18 protein-coding genes are annotated in these 19,912 nt (G+C 64.2%); 6 read left to right on the forward strand and 12 right to left on the reverse strand.

Annotation, left to right across the window (positions count from 1 at the left end):
* The first annotated feature begins 7 nt into the window (after positions 1–7).
* The gene (locus tag ACVWWJ_RS19955) at positions 8–586 is read left to right on the forward strand and encodes a hypothetical protein (RefSeq protein ID WP_456969203.1); all 579 of its coding nucleotides are present in this window, start codon (positions 8–10) and stop codon (positions 584–586) included.
* On the opposite strand, the gene ACVWWJ_RS19960 is transcribed toward ACVWWJ_RS19955, so the two are convergent.
* On the reverse strand, positions 574–2,139 hold the full coding sequence (locus ACVWWJ_RS19960; protein WP_456969204.1) for an alpha-amylase family glycosyl hydrolase: 1,566 nt from the start codon (positions 2,137–2,139) through the stop codon (positions 574–576). The genes ACVWWJ_RS19955 and ACVWWJ_RS19960 overlap by 13 nt on opposite strands.
* A gap of 163 nt (positions 2,140–2,302) precedes the next feature.
* Between ACVWWJ_RS19960 and ACVWWJ_RS19965 the strand changes: the two genes are divergently transcribed.
* The 3 genes from ACVWWJ_RS19965 to ACVWWJ_RS19975 all read left to right on the forward strand — a co-directional run bounded on the left by ACVWWJ_RS19965 (position 2,303) and on the right by ACVWWJ_RS19975 (position 5,320).
* Positions 2,303–3,958 (forward strand): alpha-amylase family protein, encoded by a 1,656-nt coding sequence (locus tag ACVWWJ_RS19965; RefSeq protein ID WP_456969205.1) that lies wholly within the window; start codon positions 2,303–2,305, stop codon positions 3,956–3,958.
* A gap of 103 nt (positions 3,959–4,061) precedes the next feature.
* Positions 4,062–4,829, forward strand: a complete 768-nt coding sequence (locus ACVWWJ_RS19970; RefSeq protein ID WP_456969206.1) for a helix-turn-helix domain-containing protein — start codon at positions 4,062–4,064, stop codon at positions 4,827–4,829.
* 41 nt (positions 4,830–4,870) lie between these two features.
* Positions 4,871–5,320, forward strand: a complete 450-nt coding sequence (locus tag ACVWWJ_RS19975; RefSeq protein ID WP_456969207.1) for a MarR family winged helix-turn-helix transcriptional regulator — start codon at positions 4,871–4,873, stop codon at positions 5,318–5,320.
* Positions 5,321–5,851: 531 nt separating this feature from the next.
* On the opposite strand, the gene rhtC is transcribed toward ACVWWJ_RS19975, so the two are convergent.
* Positions 5,852–6,481 carry a threonine export protein RhtC gene (gene rhtC / locus ACVWWJ_RS19980; RefSeq protein WP_456969208.1) on the reverse strand — a complete coding sequence of 210 codons (630 nt, stop codon included), beginning with the start codon at positions 6,479–6,481 and terminating at the stop codon, positions 5,852–5,854.
* Positions 6,482–6,628: 147 nt separating this feature from the next.
* Between rhtC and ACVWWJ_RS19985 the strand changes: the two genes are divergently transcribed.
* The gene (locus ACVWWJ_RS19985; protein ID WP_159894607.1) at positions 6,629–7,933 is read left to right on the forward strand and encodes a nucleoside transporter C-terminal domain-containing protein; all 1,305 of its coding nucleotides are present in this window, start codon (positions 6,629–6,631) and stop codon (positions 7,931–7,933) included.
* Positions 7,934–7,936: 3 nt separating this feature from the next.
* The gene (locus tag ACVWWJ_RS19990) at positions 7,937–8,785 is read left to right on the forward strand and encodes a PfkB family carbohydrate kinase (RefSeq protein WP_456969209.1); all 849 of its coding nucleotides are present in this window, start codon (positions 7,937–7,939) and stop codon (positions 8,783–8,785) included.
* 87 nt (positions 8,786–8,872) lie between these two features.
* Here ACVWWJ_RS19990 and ACVWWJ_RS19995 read toward each other — a convergent pair whose 3' ends face one another.
* From ACVWWJ_RS19995 to ACVWWJ_RS20040, 10 genes are all read right to left on the reverse strand, one after another.
* The gene (locus tag ACVWWJ_RS19995) at positions 8,873–9,652 is read right to left on the reverse strand and encodes a glutaminyl-peptide cyclotransferase (RefSeq protein ID WP_456969210.1); all 780 of its coding nucleotides are present in this window, start codon (positions 9,650–9,652) and stop codon (positions 8,873–8,875) included.
* A 32-nt stretch (positions 9,653–9,684) separates the two neighbouring features.
* A complete protein-coding gene (locus ACVWWJ_RS20000; protein ID WP_456969211.1) occupies positions 9,685–9,807 on the reverse strand; it encodes a hypothetical protein in 123 nt (40 codons plus the stop codon).
* Between the two features lie 327 nt (positions 9,808–10,134).
* Positions 10,135–12,771: a M1 family metallopeptidase gene (locus ACVWWJ_RS20005; RefSeq protein WP_456969212.1), complete on the reverse strand. Its 2,637-nt coding sequence runs from the start codon at positions 12,769–12,771 to the stop codon at positions 10,135–10,137.
* Positions 12,772–12,897: 126 nt separating this feature from the next.
* Entirely contained in the window at positions 12,898–14,139 is a 1,242-nt protein-coding gene (locus ACVWWJ_RS20010; protein WP_456969213.1) for a tetratricopeptide repeat protein, read from the reverse strand.
* Between the two features lie 81 nt (positions 14,140–14,220).
* Positions 14,221–15,240, reverse strand: coding sequence for an SDR family oxidoreductase (locus tag ACVWWJ_RS20015; RefSeq protein WP_456969214.1), 1,020 nt, complete (start codon positions 15,238–15,240; stop codon positions 14,221–14,223).
* Between the two features lie 134 nt (positions 15,241–15,374).
* A complete protein-coding gene (locus ACVWWJ_RS20020; protein ID WP_456969215.1) occupies positions 15,375–17,309 on the reverse strand; it encodes a response regulator in 1,935 nt (644 codons plus the stop codon).
* Positions 17,296–18,147 (reverse strand): ATP-binding protein, encoded by an 852-nt coding sequence (locus tag ACVWWJ_RS20025; protein ID WP_159894626.1) that lies wholly within the window; start codon positions 18,145–18,147, stop codon positions 17,296–17,298. The genes ACVWWJ_RS20020 and ACVWWJ_RS20025 overlap by 14 nt, the downstream gene beginning before the upstream one ends.
* On the reverse strand, positions 18,144–19,157 hold the full coding sequence (locus ACVWWJ_RS20030; RefSeq protein WP_456969216.1) for an ATP-binding protein: 1,014 nt from the start codon (positions 19,155–19,157) through the stop codon (positions 18,144–18,146). The genes ACVWWJ_RS20025 and ACVWWJ_RS20030 overlap by 4 nt, the downstream gene beginning before the upstream one ends.
* Positions 19,148–19,552, reverse strand: a complete 405-nt coding sequence (locus tag ACVWWJ_RS20035; protein WP_159894631.1) for an anti-sigma regulatory factor — start codon at positions 19,550–19,552, stop codon at positions 19,148–19,150. Before ACVWWJ_RS20035 ends, ACVWWJ_RS20030 begins: the two co-directional genes overlap by 10 nt.
* On the reverse strand, positions 19,549–19,911 hold the full coding sequence (locus ACVWWJ_RS20040) for an STAS domain-containing protein (protein WP_456969217.1): 363 nt from the start codon (positions 19,909–19,911) through the stop codon (positions 19,549–19,551). The genes ACVWWJ_RS20035 and ACVWWJ_RS20040 overlap by 4 nt, the downstream gene beginning before the upstream one ends.
* Position 19,912: the final 1 nt, after the last annotated feature.

The raw sequence follows: 19,912 nt of genomic DNA on the forward strand, positions 1-19,912 counted from the left end.
GACTTCCGTGCACCAACACCTATCACGAACACTGCTCGCTCTCACACTGGTTGCATCGGGCGCAGCATGGGCCAGCGGACCGGTTACCGTAACGATAAGCGCACCGCCGAATAAGACCGACGCCGAACGCGGCATCATTGAGGTGAGCATCCGCAACGAGGGTGACACACCCGTCTACATGTTCGAGCCAGCCATGCTTTCCCGCCGGATATTCGTCAACACGCTATGTATCCGGGCTGCAAACGGTGGAGTCGCGGAACACCGCATCAATCCGGGAAAAATCATCTATGGTCCGGAAGCTTTCGGTCGCATCGACCCGCACGACGAAGCGCACCATACAGTCGACCTCGATTACATCTACGCGCTTCCAGATGGCCCCGTAGACATTACCTACTCACCCCATCCGTTCTTCGATCGTCCCCAGGGCGATCCGGAACCGTACGATCCGCCGGCAGGCAAGACGACAAGCAATACTCTCCATGCGTGGATCAACCGAAGCCTGCTTCGCCCGGCCGACGACCATCCCGAATGGGGTTCCGAGATATCGAAGAACCCGGCATGTGAGCCGCAACCTCAGCCCCGATAGACGCGCGCCTCAGCCGCGCGAAGTACCTCGGGCGGATTACCCGGCGAGGTCGACAGCACCAGCGTTCCCGGTGACGGCAGCGGAAGCTTCTGTTCGGAATCGCTGAAGTTCAGCGCGACGACATAGCGCTCGTCGCCGTCACTCCGCTCATAAACCATCACCGCGTCATCGACGGCAAGCAAACGGAAACTGCCCACGTTGAGCGCGCGACTCTCGCGACGCAGGTGAAGCAACGTCTTGTAGAGCGACAGCAGCGAACCATGATCCTCCGCCTCGCTGGCCACGTTGCAAGTCGCTACGTGATCGCCCATCGGCAACCACGGGATACCGCGTGTAAATCCCGCGCCCTCACGGGGAAACCAGCGCATCGGTGTACGCTGCGGGTCACGACCGAGCCCCTTGCCCGGCTCGTTGATTTCGAAAGGATCACGTACCTGGGCTGGCGCAATCGACACGTCATGCATGCCGATTTCGTCGCCGTAGTACATGGTCGGCGTGCCTCGAAGGGTCAGTAACAAGACAGCGGCGACACGCGCCTGTGCATCGCCAACCCGCGAGGCAATCCGCGGTTTGTCATGGTTTCCCAGCACCCAGTTGGGCCAGCCACCGTGTGGCAAGGCGGCCTCGTAGCGCTCGACAAGGCTGGCGATGTAACGCGCATCCCACGGCGCGCCAATCAGCAGGAAATTGAACGGGAGGTTTGCACCGTCTAGCTTCTCGCCGTAGTAGGCGACGATCCGATCGAGCGGCAGGTAAAGCTCGCCGATCAATACCCGCTCGGGGAACTCGTCGATCACCTCGCGCATGGCGGTAACGATGCCAAGCACTTCCGGCAGGTCCGCCGTATACACCGGAAGGAAGCGATTCGCTTCGGAATCGATGCCTTCCCGATACGCCGGATTGAGCGGGTTATCGCGGAATTGGGCGTCTTTCATAACGTGGTAAAGGACGTCCACCCGGAAACCATCGACGCCGCGCCGCAGCCAGAACCGCATCGCCTCGTACATCGCCTCGCGGACCACGGGGTTACGCCAGTTAAGGTCGGGCTGCTTGTCCAGGAACAGGTGCAGGTAGTACTGGCCGGTCGGCGGATCGAAGGCCCAGGCGCTGCCACCAAAGTTCGACAACCAGTTGTTCGGCGGACCACCGCCGGGTGCGGGGTCGTGCCAGAGATACCAGTCGCGGAAGGCGCTGTCGCGGGAGCGGCGGCTTTCCCGAAACCAGGGGTGTTCGTCGGAGGTGTGGTTCGGCACGAAGTCGAGGATCACCTTCAGGCCCAGTTCGTGAGCGTCGGCGATCAGGCCGTCCATGCTTTCGATGTCCCCGAACAGGGGATCGATGCCGCGGTAATCACTGACGTCGTAACCGAAATCGGCCATGGGCGAGGGAAAGATCGGCGAGATCCACAGTGCGCGGATGCCCAGCTCCGCCAGATAGGGGAGCTTGGCGCGAATGCCTTCGAGGTCACCGATGCCGTCGCCGTTGGCGTCGGCGAAGGAGCGGGGGTAGATCTGGTAGATGACGCCGTCTTGCCACCACAACGCTTGTGTCATGCCCGTGCCTTGTCGATCTGTCAGTGGGTCGCTTCGGGCCATCGCCGATGAATCGGCTCGCACATGGAACCGGCACCCCCAGAATGTTGGGGCGAATGTGTAGGGAACGCCTTCACGTGGGACCTCGTAGGCTCTTGCTCCCACCTCGTGCACCGGCGCCGTCATGATCAACGACCTCTGGTACAAGAACGCGATCATCTATTGCCTGTCCGTCGGGACCTTCCAGGATTCCAACGGCGATGGCATCGGCGATTTTCAGGGTCTGGGCCGGCGACTGGATTACCTGCAGGGCCTCGGCGTTACCGCTGTCTGGCTTATGCCATTCCAGACCTCGCCGTGCAAGGACGGTGGGTACGACATCAGCGACTACTACAACGTCGATCCCCGCTACGGCACCCTCGGCGACTTCGTCGAATTCACCCATGCGGCGCATCAGCGTGGCATGCGGGTACTGATCGACCTGGTGGTGAACCATACCTCGGACCAACACCCCTGGTTCCGTGAAGCCTGTCGCGATCCCGACTCGAAATATCGCGACTGGTACGTATGGTCGAAGACCAAACCGGCCAACGCGAACGAAGGCATGGTGTTCCCCGGCGTGCAGAAAAGCACCTGGAACTACGAGAAAAAGGCCAAGGCCTGGTACTTCCATCGCTTCTACGATTTCCAGCCCGACCTCGACACCTCGAACCCGTACGTGCAGGCAGAGATACTCAAGATCATGGGCTTCTGGACACAGTTAGGCGTGTCGGGCTTCCGCATGGATGCCGTGCCCTTCGTCATCTCGACCAAGGGCGCCGAGGTAAAGAAGCCAAAAGAACAATTCGACATGCTGCGCTCGTTCCGCGAGCTGCTGCAGTGGCGCCAGGGTGACGCGATCATCCTGGGCGAAGCGAACGTGTTGCCGAAAGACGACCTGGAATATTTCGGTGACGACGGCGACCGCCTGCAGATGATGTTCAACTTCCAGGTGAACCAGAACCTGTTCTACGCGCTGGCTTCCGCCGACGTTCGCCCTCTGGTCGGCGCACTGGAAAAGACGAAACAGAGACCCGCCACGGCGCAGTGGGCCATGTTCCTGCGCAATCACGACGAGCTCGATCTGGGGCGACTGACGAAGCGCCAGCGCGAGCGCGTCTTTGCCGAATTCGGCCCCGACAAGGACATGCAGCTCTACGACCGCGGCATCCGCCGACGCCTGGCGCCGATGTTACGCAACGACCGCCGACGCCTCGAGCTCGCGTACAGCCTCATGCTGACCCTGCCCGGCACACCGGTGATTCGTTACGGTGACGAGATCGGCATGGGCGACGACCTTTCCCTTCCCGAGCGCGAATGCGCGCGCACACCCATGCAGTGGTCGTCCGAGCCCCTGGCCGGCTTCACCGACGCCCGGCGCGCCGTGAGCAAGGTCATCGGCGAGGGACCCTTTGGCTTTGCCCACGTTAACGTCGCCGAGCAGCGGCGCGATCCTTCTTCCCTCCTCAACTGGATGGAGCGGGTCATCCGCATGCGCAAGGAAATCCTCGAGGTGTCATGGGGCGACTTCGAGGTGCTGCCGCTGGACGACAACGCCATCCTGATGATGCGTTACACCTGGCGCGGGAATTCGGTGCTGTTTCTGCACAATCTTTCCGACGCGCCATGCGAGGCGGCCTTCCACCTGCCCGAAAGGCTCATCAACGTATTGTCGGACGATCACAGCGAGGCGGACGACCGCGGCAGGCACCGGATCCTGCTGGAATCCTACGGCTACCGCTGGTTCCGCGAAGGCGGCCTGGGCTACATCCTCAAGCGCAAGGAAGTCGATGGGGTGTGATATCCGCGTGTTGCACAGGTGATCTACCTCTTTAGGGGGTGGCTTCCGATCCTTGCGTGCGCAATGCTTCGATCCACATCCGATTTCCCACGAGGATCGGCCCATGTATCGCGCCGAAGCAGCCTGTCTCGCCACGTCACCGCGAACGTCCACGGTCATTGTCGACCTGGCGCAGCGCTCCGCCGCCCTCGATCGCGGCAGCGACACCCAGGGAGCGCACAGCCTGCTCCATGAGTTGCGTCAGCGCGCCGAAGTCACCGAGATCCTGCTCGACGCCGTCGACGGCCTCGAGGACGAACTCCTCCTCGTCTATCGCGCCGCCAGGGCGACCGACGAAGGCAGCGGGGCCATCCTGTTTCGCCGGCAACGCCCGGCAGGCCATGTCGCTGTCCATCCGCCAGCCGTGCACACCCTGGCCCAGGTGCTCTTCGACAGCCTTCGCGCCGAAGCGCCCAACACACCCCTTCTCGCCCATGTGGCGCTGGCCCTGCGCGCGATCCTTCCCTGTACGCCCGGCCGGGACGACCCCGGCACCCAGCGCGGCGGCCTCGCCAGCTGGCAGGAACGCCGCGCCATCGCGTATATGGAGGAGCGGCTGGACCAGTCCTTCCCGGTGGCGGACGTCGCCGAGGCCTGTGGCCTCTCGGTCAACCATTTCTCCCGCGCTTTCCGCCGCAGTATCGGCAAGCCGCCCCACCGCTGGCTGCTCGACCGCCGTATCCAGCGCGCCCAGGACATGCTTCGCATCAACCAGCTCTCGCTGGCCGATATCGCGCTGGCCTGCGGCTTCGCCGAGCAGAGCCACTTCACCCGCGTGTTCACCCGCACGGTAGGCATGCCCCCGGGTGCATGGCGGCGTTCCGCCGATTGATTTCCAGGAAAAACACGTATGACCGCGGTACTGGCAGGCTCATGAGCGGCGGCGACGATAACAGTGGGGCCGCGCTCGATCTGGGCCGCGATCTCATGCTGGCGGGCTCGCGTTTACGCGATGCTGTCGGCCGTCGCGCCCAGCGCGAATTCGGCATCACGGCGCTGCAGAGCGACATGCTCCTGTTGCTGGCAACGCGCGGCAGCATGATTTCCACCGAGCTCGCGGCGGCCTGCGGCGTCAACGCCAGCACCGTGACGCACGCGGTGGACGCGGGGATCGAACGCGGGTTGATGCACCGTGTGCGCAATGAGGCGGATCGCCGCCTTGTCGACATCGGCCTGACCATCGCCGGCAAGCGCATGGCCGAGCGGGTACGCGCGCTGGTGGCCGATCTGGCCCGCAGTGCCCTTGAAGGCCTCGGTACGCCGGACCTGGCCGTCCTCGCGGAGAGCCTGGCTCAGGTGACGCGGAATCTCGAGAAAGACTAAAGATTAAGGCTCTTCGCGGAATTCCGGGGACGCTGGGGACGGGCGGCGCAGAGCCTTCGGTGCCCACCCTCGCTGCTCAGACACCCCTTCGCGTTTCGTACCGGAAAGGCCGCTGCGCGGCCCATGTATCCATCTGGCCTACGGCCGCTCCACTTGGCGGGAACTCGCCTCGAGGGTGGGCACCGAAGACTCTTCCTATCCCTGAGGTTCATGCGGGTCGAGCCGACGAAGCAACGCGGCTTCGGCTGTTGGCTCTTCCTTCCCGCTGACCGTATCGTCGTGAGAGACCTTGGCGTCCACCCTCGAGGCGAGTTCCGGACAAGTGGAGCGGCCGTAGGCCAAATAAGTACATCAGCCGCGGTAGCGGCCTTCCGGTACGAAACGCGGAGGACTGTCTGAGCAGCGAGGGTGGGCGCCAAGGTCTCCTCGCGAGACGCCCAAGTGTGCGGCCAACGGGTCATCGCCGCTGAAGCGGCTCACACATGGCCGACGGCGAGCGCCCAATCCCCGGTAATCCGCGAAGAACCAGGATTAAGCCGCGCGGCGCCCGAGGATCAGGTACAGGCCGAACAGGGAGAAGATCGCCCCCGCGCCACCGTCGATCCAGCGGCTGGCCCGGACGTAGCCCCGGCGCATGGCCGGCAGGGCGAAGATCCCGGCGACCACGGCGAACCAGAGCGCCGTTTCCAGCGTGATCATGGCCCAGAGTCCCCAACGCGCCCCAGCCGTCATCTCGTCGCCGACGAAGGCCGAGAAGATGGAAGCAAAGTAGATCGCTGCCTTGGGGTTGGCCAGATTGGTGGCGAGGCCGCGCATCAGGGCTTTCCACGGGCTGGACCCACGCACATCCACCGTTGGCGCCACGGCATTGGGTTTGGTTCGCCAGGCCGAGCGGAGCATCTGGAAACCCATCCAGCACAGGTAGGCCCCGCCGAGAACGGCAATGCCCCTTTCGAGCCAGGCCACCCGCTGCAGCAGCACGTGCAGGCCGAGCAGGGCCAGTGCGGCCCAGACGGCGACACCAAGGGCAATCCCAACCACACCGGCCAGGGCCTCACGTCGCGAGCGGCTGGCTGCCAGCTGGGAAACGAAGAAAAAATCGGGTCCCGGCGTGATCAGGGCGACGATGTGGACGAAGGCGATGGTCAGGAAAAGGCTCATCGCCTTAGGGTACTCCAGCCCAGCGCCCGCTCCAATTTCGCGGGCTACCTTGCCCCACAAGTCCACCTCCCGTAACCTCCCGTCTTTCAAAGAATTCACGACACGCGGTCACGGGGCTACCCCCGGCCTTCATAGGGGTAAGTCACGATGCTGGGTCTGTTAGGCCACGTAGGGTTTGGCCTGTTCGGTTTGGCGATGCTTCTCGCCATCGCCTTCTGTTTTTCGAACAACAAGCGTGTGGTCGACTGGAAACTCGTCGCCACCGGTATCGCCCTCCAGATCGGCTTCGCCGCTGTGGTGCTCAAGGTGCCGCTGGGCCGTGACGTGTTCGACGCCATCGCCACCGGTTTCGTGCACCTGCTCGACTATGTCGACGTCGGCTCGCGCTTCATCTTCGGCAGCCTGCTGGACAGCTCCAAATTCGGCGTGATCTTCGCCGTGAAGGTGCTGCCGACCATCGTGTTCTTCGCGTCCCTTACCGGGGTGCTGTACCACATCGGCGTGATGCAGCAGATCGTCAAGGGCATGGCCTGGGTGATCACCAAGGTGATGCGCGTGTCCGGCGCGGAAACCACCAGCGTCTGCGCCAGCGTATTCATCGGCCAGACCGAAGCACCGCTGACCATCAAGCCCTATATCGAGCGCATGACCCAGGCCGAGCTCATGACCGTCATGATCGGCGGCATGGCGCACATCGCCGGCTCCGTGATGGCGGCCTATGTTGCCATGCTCGGCGGCGACGATCCGGCGATGCGCATGTTCTATGCGAAGCACCTGCTCACCGCATCCGTCATGGCCGCGCCGGCGACGATGGTGCTGGCCAAGATCCTCGTGCCCGAAACGCAGGAGCCGCTCACCCGCGGCACCGTGAAGATCGAAGTCGAGAAGACCACCGCCAACATCATCGATGCCGCCGCCACCGGCGCAGGCGATGGCCTGAAGCTGGCGATGAACGTCGGCGCCATGCTGCTCGCCTTCATTGCGCTCATCGCGCTGGTGAACGGCCCCGTGCAGTGGGTCGGTACGCTCGGCGGCGATCACAGCATCAACGCATGGCTCACCGCCGTTAACGGTCACGAGATCAAGCTCAGCCTCGAGACCATCTTCGGCTGGGTGCTCTCTCCCGTCGCCTGGCTGATCGGCGTGCCGTGGCAGGATGCGACCCTCGTCGGCAGCTTCATCGGCGAGAAGGTCGTCATCAACGAGTTCGTCGCCTATGCCGACCTCGCCAAGCACCTCGACCAGCTGCTGCCGCATAGCCGCCTCATCGCGACGTACGCGCTGTGCGGCTTCGCCAACTTCTCGTCCATCGCGATCCAGATCGGCGGCATCGGCGGCCTCGCCCCGAACCGTCGCGGCGATCTCGCCCGCCTCGGCCTGCGCGCCGTATTGGGTGGCTCCATCGCCACCTTCATGACGGCGACCATCGCCGGTGTGCTCGAGCAGTTCTGAGGAATGACCGCCGTACGTCTTATCGTCATCGGCGGGTACAGCGAAGAAGAGCGCTGGCAGACGCCGCAGTTGCCGCGCAACGGTGAACCCGCCTACGCCGACGCCTTCGAGCGCCGGCCCGGCGGAAAGGCGTTTCATCAAGCGGTGGCGGCATCCCATGCGGGTGTCGCCGTTGGTCTGATTGCCGCGATCGGCGACGACGTGATCGATCCTTCGGGCTTGCCGCCCTTGGTCGATGCACGCTGGCAGATGACGCCCGGTGTGCGTACCGGGCGCACGGCGCTGATCGTCGATGCGAAGGGACAGACGATTTCTGCTCTTTCGTCCGGCGCCAACGATCATCTCTCGATGGACTTCGTCGCCACGCAATCGGATCTTTTCGATTCGGCAAAGGTGATGTTGATCTCGGCCGAAGCGAACATCGACACGGTCGCCGCGGCGCTCGAACTCGCGGGCTCGCGGCGGCTTCTGCGCATCCTCGACCCGGGTCCGCTACCGCCGCAGCTATCGGTACGCGAATTCGCCAGTACCGATGTGCTGCTGCTCAGCCTGCACGAATTCGCACGCTGCTGCGGCCGGTTCCTCTCCATCGACATCACCGCGACCACGGTGACCGGCATGGACGACACCACCATCAACGCCCTCGCCCGCCGCCTCTGCGCCGGCACAGTGGTCGTCTCGCTCGACAAGAGCTGCCTGGTCTCCCACGGCACCGACCGCCACGGCGACCACGCCGACGTCTACCGAGCCGGCACCTGCGGCCTCGGCGACGCCTTCAAAGGCACCCTGGCCGCCAAACTGGTAGACGCTCCCTGCTTCCGAGACGCCCTGACCGAAGCGTGCCTCGCATAGCTGTCTGTGGGAGCCGATTCATCGGCGATGCTCCCCGCTCCCCTGTGGGAGCCGATTCATCGGCGATGCTCTCAGCGTCCGATCACCTCACCGCCCCACCTTGATCTCATAAACAGACTTCCAGCGCTTCCCGGTAACAAACAACCGGTCCTTAGCCGCGTCATACGCAATCCCATTCAAAACATCATTCGCCGCATCCCCGACGACCTGCGCTTCAACCAGCTTCGTCATATCGATCCACCCAACGACATGCCCCGTGGTCGGATCGATCTGCGCAATACGCGGCGTCTGCCAGACATTGGCGTAAATCTTTCCCTTCACCCACTCCAGCTCATTGATCATCTGCAACGGCACGCCATTCGCCGTCACGCTGATCGATCCCGTCTGCGCAAAAGTCTGCGGATCAAGAATGCGAATGACCGGCGTACCGTCGCTCATATAGATGTGATCGACATCGCGCGTCATCGCCCAGCCTTCGCCGGGATAACGAATCTGATCGATAAGCTTGAAGGTCGCCTTGTCATAGATGAAGCCCACACCCTGCTGCCATGAGAGCTGCAGGATGCGCTGGTTCGAGGCAATGATGCCTTCGCCGAAGTAACCGGCCGGCGTGTCGCGTCGTTGGACCACTTCACCCGTTTCCAGCTTGACCTTGCGCACGCCCGCGCCTTCGTACTCGCCGGTGCTTTCGTAGAAATAGCCGTCTTCGTAGAAGAGGCCTTCGGTGAAGGCAGTGGGGTCGTGCGGGTAGGTATGGACGACGCGATAGGAGTGGACGGGAACGGTGTCGCCTTGGGCGCAGGCGACGGGAGCGAGCGCTACTGTCAGGCAGGCCCACAAGGTTTTGCGGGCGACGGGGTGATTCATTGCGAAAGGTCCGGCGTTCGGTAGACAGCAGTTTAGACGGATTGGTCGGTTGGCTTCACCTTGGCGTTGGGTTCCGGCTCAAGCGAAGACGTCATCGCCTCAAACTCGCGAAGCGTCGCGTCGTCGATCAAGCCGATTCCGTGAAAGTCGGCCATGTCGCGCCTTACAGATTCTATGATCTTCCTCATCGACGCGGCCGTTGCAGACTGACCCACCGTAACCTTCCCGACGCAAGTGAATTCGTTGTCGAACGGTAGAGGCGAGACGGAGCGAATGATATGGAAGCATTCTGAAAAAGTTGTCGGATTCCGTAGACGTGTGCTTTTCGCGGCGGAGCCGCAGGAGCATGAGTCGCGCAGCGGCTTTCCGGTAGGCGGGGTATCGCAAGACCCTTTCGCCGATGAATCGGCTCCCACACAGAGCGTGGGCATAAAAAAACCGCCGGCCCGAAGGCCGGCGGTTCAAAGTCACACGACGGCTTATCAGCCGTTCTTTTTCAACCATGCGTCGACCGCCGGCAGGCGCTGCGTGCGCACCATGTTGCGGTAGCGAATGGTTGTAACCGCTGTCTCGGCATCGCGACGCGAGGTCGGGGCGATGCTCTTCTCGGCGAACGCCTGCAGTTTGTCGATCGTCGACAGCTCCATCGAACTCGAGGCGAGCCTCGGGTAGTAGCGCGACGACGACGTCGAGTCGACGAAGGTGTCGACCTTGTCCTTGTGTGCCACGGCGAAGTCGAAGGCCAGCTCCGGGTGACGACGCGAAACGCCCGAGATCAGCGCGGCGCTGTTGGTCTCGCCGGCTTCGCCGGTCAGCGACAAGTCGAGCGCGCGCCTGGCCAGGGCCTCGTCTTCGGTCTGCGCCAGCAGACCGTACAGGCGGTCCTTCACCAGCGGCGACTTCTCCGCCTTGGCGGCCTCGTGCATCTTGTCCCAGGTCGCGGCATCGGCGTGCTGGGCAACGACGCTGAGGATCACCTTGCGCAGTTCGGCCGGCATAGTGTCGGTCTTGTAGCGATGACGTGCTTCGGCAATGACCTTGGTATCGCCCAGGATGCCGAGCGAGGCAATGAGGCTCGAACGCAGGATCGCGACCGGTGCTTCTTCGCCCGCCTTCGCGTCCCAACCAACCTGCGCGAACTTCGGCGCCAGACGCGAGATGGCGTATTTACGCAGCACGGCCTGACGCTTGGCATCGCCCTGGTAATAAGCGTCGAGTGCCGTGAAATCGCCAGCGATGCTGTCCCACAACTGCGGCGGTGCATCCAGCGGTGCGACCTTGATCAGGTCGAGCACATCCGACGCCGGCTCGAGGCCCGCCATGCCAAGCGACCAGGCATCGGCGAAGACACCGAGCTGGTCGATCGGCTCGAGCTTCGCGAAGCTGCCGGTCAACGCCTTGATCTGCGCCGGCTGGTACAGCGTACGGAAGTAACCGGTCTGCCCGGCGTTGACGACCACCGGCGCGCAACCTGCCACCGTGATCGTGCCGGAACCATTCTCGAGCAGCGTGGTGGTCGCGGCGCCACCGATCGTCTTTGCAATCACCGGCACGTGCCAGGCGATCGCCTTCTTGTCCGGGCGGTCACGGGTGAACTCACCCTGCGTCAGCTTGAGCGTGGTCGAGCCATTGGCGCAGGTCGCCGATGCCACGGTCACCAGCGGGATGCCCGGCTGCAGCGTGAAGTCGTGGGCAATCGTGCTCACCGGCTTGCCGGCGGCCGCATCGATCTCCTTCCACAGATCGTTGGAGACCGTGTTCGAATACGCGTGCGCCTTGATGTAGGCCTGCACGCCCTTCTGCCACGCATCCGGACCCACATAGGCCTCGAGCATGCGGATGACGGATTCGCCCTTTTCGTAGGTGATCTCGTCGAACGCCTGGCTGGCCTGCTCCACCGTGTCGATCTTCTGCACCACCGGATGCGTCGTCGCGACGGCATCGCGGGCCATCGCACCTTCGCGCGTAGCGATCGCGTTGAGGTTGGTATGCCATTCCGGATGCAGACGCTCGGTGGTGCGCGAGGCAAGCCACGAGGCGAAGCCTTCGTTGAGCCAGAGGTCGTCCCACCAGCGCATGGTCACCAGGTCGCCGAACCACTGGTGCGCCATTTCATGTGCGGCCGTGTTGAAGACTTCCTGCTTATCGGCCTGCGTGGAGATGCTCGGATCGAGCAGCAGTGCGTACTCGAAGGTGTAGATGGCGCCCCAGTTTTCCATCGCCGCGAAGAACTGGCTCTGGCCCGGCGAGGCGATGTTGTCGAGCTTCGGCAGCGGGTACGGCACGCCGAAATACGCGTTGTATTCCTGCAGCACGGCCTTGCCGGATTCCAGCGTGAACTGCGCCTGCGAGGTAAGGCCCTTCTGCGTGATCACGCCGATCTCGACACCATCGGACATCGTGGTGGCGCGGTCGAATTCGCCCACGCCGAAGAACAGCAGGTAGGTCGACATCTTCGGCGTCTGCGCGAAGGTCACCTTCTTCAGGCCGTTGCCGAGATCCTTGCTGGAGGCAACCGGCATGTTGTTCACCGCCATGTCGCCGGCCTTCACCGTCGCATCGACAGTGAAGGTCGCCTTGTACGCCGGCTCGTCCCACGACGGGATGAAGCGGCGGGCGTCGGAATTCTCGAACTGCGTGTAGAGCGCGCGCTTCTTGCCGTCGCTCTTGGTGTCGTAGTCGATCGCGAACAGGCCGTTGGCCTGCGTGCCGATCTTGCCCGTGTAATCCATGGACAGGCGATAGCTGCCGGCCGGAATCGCATGGTCGAAGGTGAAAGTCACCGTCTGCGCTTCGGCGTCGATCGCTACCTTGGGCGCGGCGAACTTCGCCTTGCCCTTGGCCGGTACCAGGGCGACGTTGGCGAACGTCATGTCTTCCGCGTTCAGCGTGATGGACGGCGTCGAGTCGAGCACGTCCACGGCGATCGCGACCTTGCCATCGAAAGTGAGCTTGTCGGCATGCGGCACGACGGATACGTCGTAGTGCGTCGGGCGAACGCCGCGCGGCAACTGGGTGGTGGCGAGCTGTTCGCTGCTATCGGTGGCCGGGGCGGCGAAGGCCGCGGTGGTCAGGCCAGCAAGCGCGAAAGCGATCGCGGAGACGAGAGGTGTACGCATGTAAGGGGATCCCTGGGGAGTGCGTCGCTACGCCGGGACTCCGGCGCAGTCGATTCCCCTGATCGTGCGACACCCAACCCGGCCGGGAGAAGCCCCGGAAGTCATGCCCGCAGGTTCTTGCGGCTCCTACCAGAATCGCCACCAGGTGCGTTTTTCCAGGCGGCGCATGGCTTTCAGGTGGCCGCGTTTGGCCGCCTTGCGATACCAGGCACGGGCGATCGCAGCGTTGCGGGGTACGCCTTCGCCGCGTTCGTGCAGCAGCCCGAGTTCGAACTGGGCATCGGCATGGCCGTGGCCGGCCGCGGAGCGGTAGAGGCGCACCACCTCGCTCAGGTTGCGCGCGACGCCACGACCGTGGTCGATCATCTGGGCCAGCGCGTACTGCGCCGGCACGTGGTTACGGTCGGCCGCCAGGGCCAGCCAGCGGACCGCTTCGGGCTCGTTGCGTGCCACGCCGTCGCCCGCCGCCAGGCGCTGGCCGAGGAGGAACTGGGCGGGGGCATCCTGCGGGCCAATCTGGCTGATCCGTTCGCCGCCGGGGGCTACCGGCGCCGCAGCGGCTTCGAGTTCGGCCAGGCGCTGCTTCGCTTCGCTGTCGCCCTGCTCGGCCGCGCGACCCAGCCAGAGGCGCGCCTGGTCGCGATCGCCTGCGAGATCGCTGGCTTCCAGATACATCGTGCCGAGAGTGAACTGGGCGATGCTGTTGCCCAGTTCGGCGGCACGGCGGAAGTGATGGGCGCCCATGGCGGTATCGCGCGTAACGCCGACCCCATCCACATACATGCGCCCGAGGCTGCACAACGCATCGCTGTAACCGCGAGCGTCCGGCTGGCCGCGCTCCACCGCCTTGCTGTAGAAGGCGAACGCCAGCTCGGCATCGCGCGGCACGCCGCGGCCGAAATAATGCGAGACGCCGAGGTTTACGCAGGCCTGGACGTGCCCCTGGTCGGCCGCGAGGCCCCACCAATGCAAGGCCAGCAGACGGTCCGCGTCGACACCATGGCCGCGCGCGTAGAGCGTGCCAAGCGCGCACTGCGCATCGGGAAAACCGGCCTCGGCAGCACGGCGAAACCAACCCGCGGCCTCGAACGGGTCGCGTGGCACTCCTGACCCCTCGGCATACTGCGTGGCGAGCCGGCACTGGCTTTCCAGGTGCCCCTGTTCGGCGGCACGACGAAACCAGTGCACGGACCGCGCGCGGTCCTGCGTGATGCTCTCACCCTCGAAATACATGGTGGCCACACGGAACTGGGCCTGCGCGTCGCCGAGCTGGGCATCCCTTTCCAGTGACCCAAACCGCTGCAAGGCATCCATTTCCGCGGCGAACCGCCGGTCGCCCAGCAGCGTGCCTGTCTTCGCTTCCGACATCCCGTTCCCCTGAACCGCCTGCCGATCGTGGGCGCATCATAGGGGGATAAGCGGCCGGAAGATATCGGCTTTTTAGGCAGGTCAGGGGTTACCCGCACCTCCCGAGGCACCGAAGATCTGCCCGGTCTCGTACGTTGCCTCCGACGAAGCCAGCTGCACGTAGATCGGCGCGATCTCCGCAGGCTGGCCCGGACGCCCCATCGGCGTGTCGCCGCCGAACTTCGCCAGGTTCTCCGCCGTCTGCCCGCCCGACACCTGCAGGGCCGTCCAGAACGGGCCGGGCGCCACGCCATTCACGCGTATGCCCTTCTTGATCATCTGCTTGGCCAGGGCCTTGGTGAAGATCATGATGCCGCCCTTGGTGGTGGCGTAGTCGAGCAGGTTGACCGAGGGGTTATACGCATTGACCGAGGCGGTGTTGACGATCGCACTGCCCGGCGGCATGTGCGGAATGGCCGCCTTGGTGATCCAGAACAAGGCGTACAGGTTCGTCTTCATCGTCCAGTCGAAGTACTCGGTCGTGATATCGAGAATGGAATCGAAGCTGTGCTGCCGGCCCGCGTTGTTAACCAGGATATCCAGGCCGCCAAGGCCGTCCACCGCCTTCTGCACCAGTTGCTGGCACCACGCTTCGTCGCGGATATCGCCCGGCAAGGCCACGCCCTTGCGGCCCTCTTTTCGGATGAGGTCGATCACTTCCTTCGCATCGGATTCTTCATCGGGCAGGTAGCTGATAGCGACATCCGCGCCTTCTCGCGCATAGGCGATCGCCACGGCCCGACCGATACCCGAGTCGCCGCCGGTGATCAGCGCCTTGCGCCCGGCCAGCCGTCCGCTGCCCTTGTAGCTGGTTTCGCCATGGTCAGGCCGGGGGTTCATCTTGCCGGCGAGGCCCGGCCAGGGCTGGCTCTGGGCCGTGAACGGCGGGTGCGGGAAACCCTGGCGCGGATCCACGAGGCCGCGAGGGCCGGTCGCTGCCAGGGGACTCGCCGACGCGCCCCCTGCCACGGCGAACGTCGAACCGGCGATGGCCGCGGCGGCAACACCGAGCGAGGCGTTCTGGACGATACGACGACGGGAGGACGAGAAGTCATCAGTCATGGCGGGCTCCGTACGAAGAAGTGGCCTCAAGCGAGGCGTGTCGACGAAGCTGCACCTCGCGGGGTGGACGACTCGTAGTCGCCGCGCGAAGGAATGGCGATTTCATTGGCGGCTCCCACAGAGGGAACCGGGGGTTAATCGAACATCGCGTGCACGCTAGCCAACAGTCCATCGATCTCGAACGGCTTGGTAATCATGTCCATGCCCGTCCCGAGAAAACGCGACCGCTGCATGGCGTTCTCGGCGTAGCCGGTCATGAACAGCACCGGCAATGTCGGACGCCATGCGCGCGCAACCTCGGCAAGATCGCGCCCGTTCATACCCGGCATGCCGACATCGGTCAGCAACAGGTCGAGACCATCATCACCACGCAGCACGCGCAGCGCATGCTCGATATCACCGGTGGCGATGCACTCGTAACCCGCGCGAATCAGGATTTCCTCCGTCATCATGCGTAGCGAATCGGTGTCCTCGACCACGAGGATCTTCTCGCCTTTGCCGCCGCTGATCGGCGCGATACGCTGCATGAGGGGCACCACCTCGCCCTGACCGACCGGCAACAGCAGCGAAACCTCGGTGCCCTTGCCCACGGTACTGACGATGCGCGCATGTCCACCCGACTGCCGCGCAAAACCGTAGATCATCGACAGGCCGAGGCCCGTGCCCTGCCCCAGCGGCTTGGTCGTGAAGAACGGCTCGAACACCTTGTCCAGGATCTCCGGCGGAATGCCACCACCGTTATCGGACACGGTGAGCATCACGTAATCGCCGTCGGCAAGTTCGGCATCGCGCTCGATATGCACCTGCGCCGTGATGACGCGAATAAGGCCCCGGCTGTCCATCGCGTCACGCGCGTTGATCACCAGGTTGATGACCGCGTTCTCGAGCTGGTTCGCATCCACGCTTGCAATCGCCGGCGACGCGCCGAGCTCGAGGTCCAACGAGATGTGCTCGCCGATCGTCCGGCGCAGCATGTCTTCCAGCGAGCGCACGCGATCATTGACGTCGGTGGCTTGTGCGTCGAGCGGCTGCTGACGAGCGAAGGCGAGCAGGCGATGGGTCAGGGCCGAGGCCCGGCGTGCCGAACCCAGCGCCGCATCGGCGAAACGCTGCACACCCTGCGTCTTGCCCGCTTCCACCGAGCGGTTGATCAGGTCGATACCGGTGATGATGCTGGTAAGCAGGTTGTTGAAGTCGTGCGCGATGCCGCCGGTGAGCTTGCCCAGCGCGTCCATCTTCTGCGCCTGCAACAGTTGCGATTCACTGCGCTCACGCTCCGCAATCTCGATGGCAAGCTGCGTGGTTGCGCTGTCGATCTGCTCGAGCTGCGCGCGCTCGCGGTGACGTTGTTCGGTGACGTCGTCGATGAAGACCAGCCCGGCGTCATCACGGTAAGGCGTAACGCGCCATTCCGTTTCGCGCGTACCGAGGAAGCTATGCATGCTCAGGTCGCCGCGCCAGCGTTGACGGGTGGCGAGGGTCTGGCGCATCTCTTCGAGCAGGCTGTCCTGGCCCGGGACAAAGCACTCATCGAGGGTGCCGTCACAACCGGCGTCGCCGGCCAGGCGACGGAAGGCATCGTTGGCCTCGATGACCTTGAGGTTGCCGTCCACCACGCCGATCGGCGCAGCGATGTTGATGAAGATCTCGCGGAAACGCGCCTCGGACTCGCGCAGCGCGTCTTCCGTCTCGCGCACGCGCAGCAGCGTACGGATCGTTGCCAGCAGCACGTCCGGATCTACCGGATGAATCAGGTAAGCGTCAGCGCCGTTGTCGAGGCCGGTGATCATGTCGCCGGTTTCGATCGACGCGGCGGACACGTGGATCACCGGAAGCAGTAGCGTTTCGGGCGCATCGCGCAGTTTGCGCACGATGTCGAAGCCACTCATGTCCGGGAGGTTCACGTCGAGAATGAGGCCAGCGAAATCGTTCGCGGCGATCATGTCGAGGCCTTCCGACCCGGTGCCTGCCTCGAGCACGGTGTAGCCGTGACGCTCCACCGTGCGACGCATCGCGTAACGCGTGGCCGCGTTATCGTCGACGATCAGCAGACGGTTATTCGGCGGCATCGGCTGCTCCCTCGGTCACCTTCAGGGGTAACACGACGTGGAACACCGAACCGACGCCCGCCGTACTTTCAAGACCCACCTCACCACCGAGGAGGTGCGCGAACTGACGACACAGCGACAAACCCAGGCCCGTGCCACGCAAGCGCTTCTGCAACGGCGAATCGATCTGGGCGAAGTCTTCGAACAGCACGCTCTGCAGTTCTTCCGGAATACCTATGCCGGTATCGGTCACCGCAAAGCGCACATGGTCCGGACCATCCATCTGGGCGGTCACACGTACTTCACCACGCGGGGTGAACTTCAATGCGTTGGAGATGAAGTTGCGCAAGATCTGGGCGAGCTTCTTGTCGTCGGTGTACAGCTTGGGCATGCCATCCGGCGCTTCGAAAATCAGGTCCGCTTCGGTACCGTCGACAATCGGGCGGAACATGCCGCGCAGCGCCGTGAACAGGTCCATCAGCTCGAACCACGCCGGCGAAATGGTGATGCGCCCGGCCTCGATCTTCGCCAGGTCGAGCAGGTCGTCCACCATGTCGCTGAGGTCGCGGGCGGCCGTGCTGACGAAGGCCAGCTGCTTGTGTTGTTCCGTGGTCAACGGGCCGTCGAGTTCGTCGTCGAGCAGGCGCGTCATGCTGAGGATGGAACCCAGCGGCGTACGGAATTCGTGGCTCATGTACGACAGGAACCGGCTCTTCAGCTCGGACGCCTGGCGCAGTTGCTCGGCCTGGTTGTCCAGCTCGGCATACAGCGCCAGCACGCCCTGATTCGTCTCGTCCAGCTCCGCGCGCAGCGCGTCGTTCTGGGCGCGAAGGCTATCGATGTCGTCGGCGCCACTCATGCGGAGGTCTCCAGTCGGATCGCAAATACGGCGGTGTCATCGCGGCCGCGGGAGAAATCCCGGTGCAGCAACGCGGTCACCACGGCCGGATGGCGGGTCGCCAGGCCGGGATAATCGCGCAGGTTCCAGCGCGACTGCAGGCCGTCGCTATGCAGGATAAGCAATCGGCCATGCGCAGGCGAGAACTCGAAAGGGCGGCTGCGCCGTGCCTGCATGCCGACGATGCCGGGGTGCGAAGCAAGGCCGCGCGAGGTTTCCAGGTCCAGCAGGATTCCGGCGATGTTACCGATACCGGCATAGCGGAGCGTATCCGCCTTGCGGTCGTAGCGGGCGGTCGCCGCAGCACCACCACGCGTGCCACGCATGGCGGCATCCATCGCCGCGAGCGCATCGGACGGTTCGGCATCCGGCTCGGCAAGCCAGGCCTCGGTGCCCGAACGTGCGGCGGCGTGCGCGAGCGGGCCGTGACCCAGGCCGTCGATCACCATGACGGCATAGGCGTCGTCGCCCAGGCTCATCGCCCAGCCATCGCCGCTCACGGCTTCGGTGTGCAAGGGGTGGTAGCTCGCACCGAAGCGAACGTCGGCAAGGCCGAAGCCCTTCGGGTATGTCCTGGTGAGAAGAACCGAACCGCGGTGGTCGGCATACACGTCGAACAGGTCCGCCGCGCGCTTGACCGCACCCAGGCCTTCGCCACGGGTGCCGCCGGTGGAATAACCGTCGGTGAGGCCATCGGCGAGGTTGAAGCCGGGGCCACGATCCACGGCGATGACTTCCACGCCGCGGGTGCCCACACCGGGAACGACGGCCACGTGGATCTCACCGGTGCGCGCGTGCTTCAACACGTTGGTCGCCAGCTCGGTGGCGATCAGGGCCACACGGGCCGCGTCGGTCTCGTCGAAACCGGCACGGGTGGCTTCTTTCAGCGCGACGCGGCGCGCATGGCCAATCTGGCTGCTGTCTTCCACGGGGAGCACCAGTGTAGGCTCCCCGGCGAAGGTCACGTCCATTTGCAGATCATCACCCGGGTGCCTTCCCCGGGTGCGCTCTCCACGGAGAAGTCGTCGACAAGGCGCTTGGCGCCAGTGAGGCCAAGGCCCAGACCACCGCCTGATGTCCAGCCGTCCGTCATCGCCAGCTTCATGTCGGCGATACCGGGTCCCTGGTCGCGGAACGTAAGGCGCAAACCCTTGCGACGTTCCTCTTCGAGGATTTCCCAATCCATGTCGCCGCCGCGGCCGTAGACCACGGTATTACGCGCCAGCTCGCTGGCGGCGGTGACCAGCTTGGTCTGGTCGATCAGGCGCAGCCCGGCTTCGACAGCGAGCTTGCGCGCGACCTGTCGCGCCATCACGACGTCCTGTTCGATGCGAACCGGTTGGGAGCCGCTCTTGAGTACGTTCATTCCGATTGCACGCGTTCACGCAGGAGCTTCATGCCGCGCTCCACGTTGAGTGCCGTGCTGACGCCCGGAAGCGTCAGGCCGAGTTCGACCAGCGTGATTGCCACGGCAGGCTGCATGCCGACGAGCACCGTCTCGGCATCCATGATCTTCGACAGGCCGGAAATGGTGCCGATCATGCGACCGATGAACGAGTCGACCATGTCCAGCGCGGAGATATCGATGAGGACGCCGCGTGCCGAGGTCTTGCTGATGCGCTCGGACAGGTCGTCCTGCAGCGTCATGGCAAGCTGGTCATGCATGTCGACCTGGATGGTGACCAGGAGGAAGGCGCCCATCTGGAGGATGGGGATGCGTTCCACG

It is taken from the genome of Luteibacter sp. HA06, assembly GCF_054061215.1.